5 protein-coding genes are annotated in these 3,665 nt (G+C 48.6%); 3 read left to right on the top strand and 2 right to left on the bottom strand.

Features of this window, described 5'->3' with window-relative positions:
* On the top strand, nt 1-713 hold a 713-nt coding region (locus tag ACN4EK_RS32145), incomplete at its 5' end, for a metallophosphoesterase family protein (RefSeq protein ID WP_431662520.1).
* Between the two features lie 77 nt (nt 714-790).
* On the opposite strand, the gene ACN4EK_RS32150 is transcribed toward ACN4EK_RS32145, so the two are convergent.
* Entirely contained in the window at nt 791-1,186 is a 396-nt protein-coding gene (locus tag ACN4EK_RS32150; protein WP_431662524.1) for a four helix bundle protein, read from the bottom strand.
* A gap of 89 nt (nt 1,187-1,275) precedes the next feature.
* Here ACN4EK_RS32150 and ACN4EK_RS32155 point away from each other — a divergent pair, with 89 nt between their 5' ends.
* Complete coding sequence (locus ACN4EK_RS32155) at nt 1,276-2,025, top strand: metallophosphatase (RefSeq protein ID WP_431662521.1); 750 nt, start codon at nt 1,276-1,278, stop codon at nt 2,023-2,025.
* Nucleotides 2,026-2,057: 32 nt separating this feature from the next.
* Here ACN4EK_RS32155 and ACN4EK_RS32160 read toward each other — a convergent pair whose 3' ends face one another.
* Entirely contained in the window at nt 2,058-2,483 is a 426-nt protein-coding gene (locus ACN4EK_RS32160) for a Fur family transcriptional regulator (RefSeq protein WP_431662522.1), read from the bottom strand.
* A 46-nt stretch (nt 2,484-2,529) separates the two neighbouring features.
* On the opposite strand from ACN4EK_RS32160, the gene hemB reads away from it, so the two are divergent.
* Nucleotides 2,530-3,606, top strand: a complete 1,077-nt coding sequence (gene hemB, locus ACN4EK_RS32165; protein WP_431662523.1) for a porphobilinogen synthase — start codon at nt 2,530-2,532, stop codon at nt 3,604-3,606.
* The last annotated feature ends 59 nt before the right edge of the window (nt 3,607-3,665 follow it).

The following is a 3,665-nucleotide window of genomic DNA, read 5'->3' on the forward strand; positions in this document are numbered from 1 at the left end:
TCGGTGATTTAGTGGGATACGGACCTCATCCCAATGCGGTGGTGGAAATGATTCGGTCTCTGGATATTCCGACCTGTCAGGGATGCTGGGATGAGGACATAGTGGAAGGGCTAAATGCTTGTGAATGTAGCTATCCCTCTGTGTTGGCAGAAAAACGCGGCAAGTTAGCGCATGAGTGGACGAACCAGGTGATTCATCCTGAAGTGCGAGAATATCTGGCACAGTTGCCCTTAAGTTTGCGCGATGGCAACCTGTGTTTTGTGCATGGCAGTCCCCACAATCAGCATGAATATCTGTTGCCAGAAGTGGATGCATTTGTGGCAATGGAACGAGTGCTGGCAACGGGTGCCGATATTTTGTTTTGTGGTCATACGCATGTGCCCTATGTGCGATCGCTGGATGCAGGACAACTTCAGATTCGAGTCAAATTGACTAGCAAATTAGAACAAGATATGAGTTTTTCGGCACCACTCAAACGAATTGTAAATGCCGGATCAGTTGGAGAACCACGTCATGGTAGACCCAATGCAACCTACGTGATTTATGACAATGACACGGATCAAATCATGTTACGAGAAGTGGAATACGACTATCAAAAAACCTGTGCTGCCATTATTGAAAAAGATCTACCGCCGATCTTTGCGTGGCGATTAGCCAGGGGGATGGAATTTGCCGAACGAGCCGATGACCCAACTCATGTGTGTGAACGGTGAAGGGGTGAGGAGGTAGAGGGGTGGAGATGGTAGAGGGTAGAGGCGTGATGGGGTAAAGGGGTGATGGGGTGGAGGGTTTATGATTTTTCGTTGCTAACAATCCAGTTTTCGGGATGGTTAATGATGTTGACTAATCGCCCTAAAACGCGGTTATAGGTTTGTGTTAATTCTGTCCCAGTTGTTGAGTGGAGGTAATTACAGCGCACTGCAAATGCTATCCAGGTTTGAGTTTCGGCTGCTTCTGCGGCTGAATCGCTGAGTTTAGCGATAAAAGCTGCTTTATACGATCGTTTGCGCCATGCTTCTGCTAAGTTTGCACAAACAGAGCGAGATGAACGCTTAACTTGGTCAGTGAGTGAATACCGCTCTTCCACAGGAAACTTTTTAGATAACTCAAAAATTTGCATTGCTGCCTCAAATGCAATCTGATAAACTTGCCAATCCTCATGATTCTGAATGAGCTTTTGATTCACCTTCTGGTACTCTAATTCATTCCATAAGATCAGATTACCCAAATCTTTTCTTTCATCACCCCCTCACCCCTTTACCCCCTCACCTCACTATGGCAACTTGGGCAATTTTAAGTGGCATTGAAGGAAATTTAGCAGCTTACGAAGCGGTGTTGGCAGATATCAAGCGGCAACGACATCCAGTAGAAGAACTGTATATCCTGGGTGATGTGATTGCGGCAACCCCTGCCAGCATCAAAGTGATTCAACGAATTCAGTCTCCTCGTGCCAATGAGCCTGTGCCCCAAGTGTGTCAGGGATGGTGGGAAGAACAGTTGTTGATCTTGCATGGCTTAGGACGAACCGGAGAACCCACTGAACTGATTGAGCGATATGGCATGGAAATGGTGAAAACCTTGTGGGATGGGATTCCGCGAGAAATGGTGGAGTGGGTGCGATCGCTTGACTTCGGTTTTTTTGAACTGGACTGTTTGTTAATTCACGGGAGTAGTGTCAGTGTGAGTGATGAGCTAACACCGGATACACCTCCAATTCAAATGCTCGATCGCCTCATGCAAATGGATGCTAACACCTTATTTTGTGGTCGTTCTGGATTGATCTTTCAGTATCAGATTCAGCAGGGCAGTGTGACATCCAGTGTTACGACGTTAGATCAAACCGTTTCACCACAAGCAACCCAGGTGAAACCCCGGCAGATTGTTGGCGTTGGCAATGTTGGCCGTATTTTTGGTCAAGCTACATATACGCTTTATCACTCCAATTCCAACCGAATTGAATTCAAGACTGTTCGCTACGGCTCTGGAAAAGGATTTCAAACCGTAGAAGGTCGCGTTTCTCAGTAGATTTCTAGATTGTGGTGAGATAAACCGCGCAATCATGAAGGAATTTGATGAGTGCAGGGTTCACAGAGTCCAAAAAACTCTAGTGTGTGATAGTAAACCTTGAACGGAACTGAAGGCTGCAAATGTGTTTCTAATTCCTGTACCGGGCAGTGATCGAGTGGAAACGACTGACCACACTGCAAACAGGTGAGGTATTGCTGATCAGATACAACGAGGCTGTAAAGCGCTTCCCCGTTTGCCCCTATCCGACTTTTGATCAATCCATGCAATTTCAGCGTTTCTAATGCCCGATACACGGTTGCTAGCCCGATCGCCTGTCGTTGGCGCAAAAGACTGTATAACTCCTGAGCGGAGAGGGCATTCGCTTGCTGGTGCAGCGAATCAAGCACTGCTTGCTGATTGCGAGTCAGACAAGGTGAATGGGCTGCACTTTCTTGAGAGGATGAGTCACTTTTCACGGCGAGTGCTGTAGAATAAGCGAATGATAATCATTCTCATTCTACTATGAGCCTGACTGAAACCTCAACGTCTGCACTCCAAACTCCGCAGACAGAAACCGATTCCATCGATTCTGGATGCCAAGCCCAGTCCACTGTACCAGCGATCGCCCATCGTCCCCGACGATTGCGGCGAACGGAAACCCTGCGGCGGATGGTGCGGGAGAATGTTTTGCGAGTCGAGGATTTGATCTATCCCCTGTTTGTGATGGAAGGAGAGGGGCAGCGGGAAGAAGTCCCATCCATGCCCGGTTGCTACCGTTACACGCTGGATTTGCTACTCGATGAGGTGAAGCAGGCGGATGAGTTGGGGATTGGGGCGATCGCTCTTTTCCCACTCATTCCCTACGAGCAGAAAGACAACGCTGGAACTGAGAGTTATAACCCGGATGGTTTAATTCCGCGTGCGGTACGAGCGATTAAACAAGCTGTTCCCGATATCCTGGTCATTACCGATGTGGCCCTCGATCCCTACAGCAGTGAGGGGCATGATGGCATTGTGCAGGATGGCAAAATTCTCAACGATGAAACGGTTGCGGTGCTGGTGAAACAGGCACTCGTTCAGGCAGAAGCCGGAGCCGATTTTGTGGCTCCTTCAGACATGATGGATGGTCGCGTCGGCGCGATTCGCAAAGCACTGGATGCAGACGGTTGGATCAATGTGGGCATCCTTGCCTACTCTGCCAAATATGCGTCTGCCTACTATGGTCCGTTTCGGGATGCATTGGATTCTGCACCCAAGTTTGGTGACAAGAAGACCTACCAAATGGATGCCGCGAATGCGAGAGAAGCCATTAAGGAAGTGGCTCTTGATATTGCTGAAGGGGCAGATATTGTCATGGTTAAACCAGCGCTGGCATATCTGGATATTATTTGTCAGATCAAGCAGCACACCAATTTGCCGGTTGCTGCCTACAACGTCAGTGGTGAATACGCCATGATCAAAGCCGCAGCGGAACAGGGTTGGATTGACGAGAAAAAAGTGGTTCTGGAAACCTTGACCAGTATGAAGCGAGCCGGGGCGGATTTGATTTTGACGTACTTTGCTAGAGATGTAGCGGTGATGTTGCAGAAGGGGGAGTAGGGAATGGGGGGTAGGGAATGGGGAGTGGAGAGATGGAGGGCTGTCTCTTATACACATCT

This window comes from Pantanalinema rosaneae CENA516, from assembly GCF_050753385.1.
GTDB lineage: Bacteria > Cyanobacteriota > Cyanobacteriia > Leptolyngbyales > Leptolyngbyaceae > Pantanalinema > Pantanalinema rosaneae.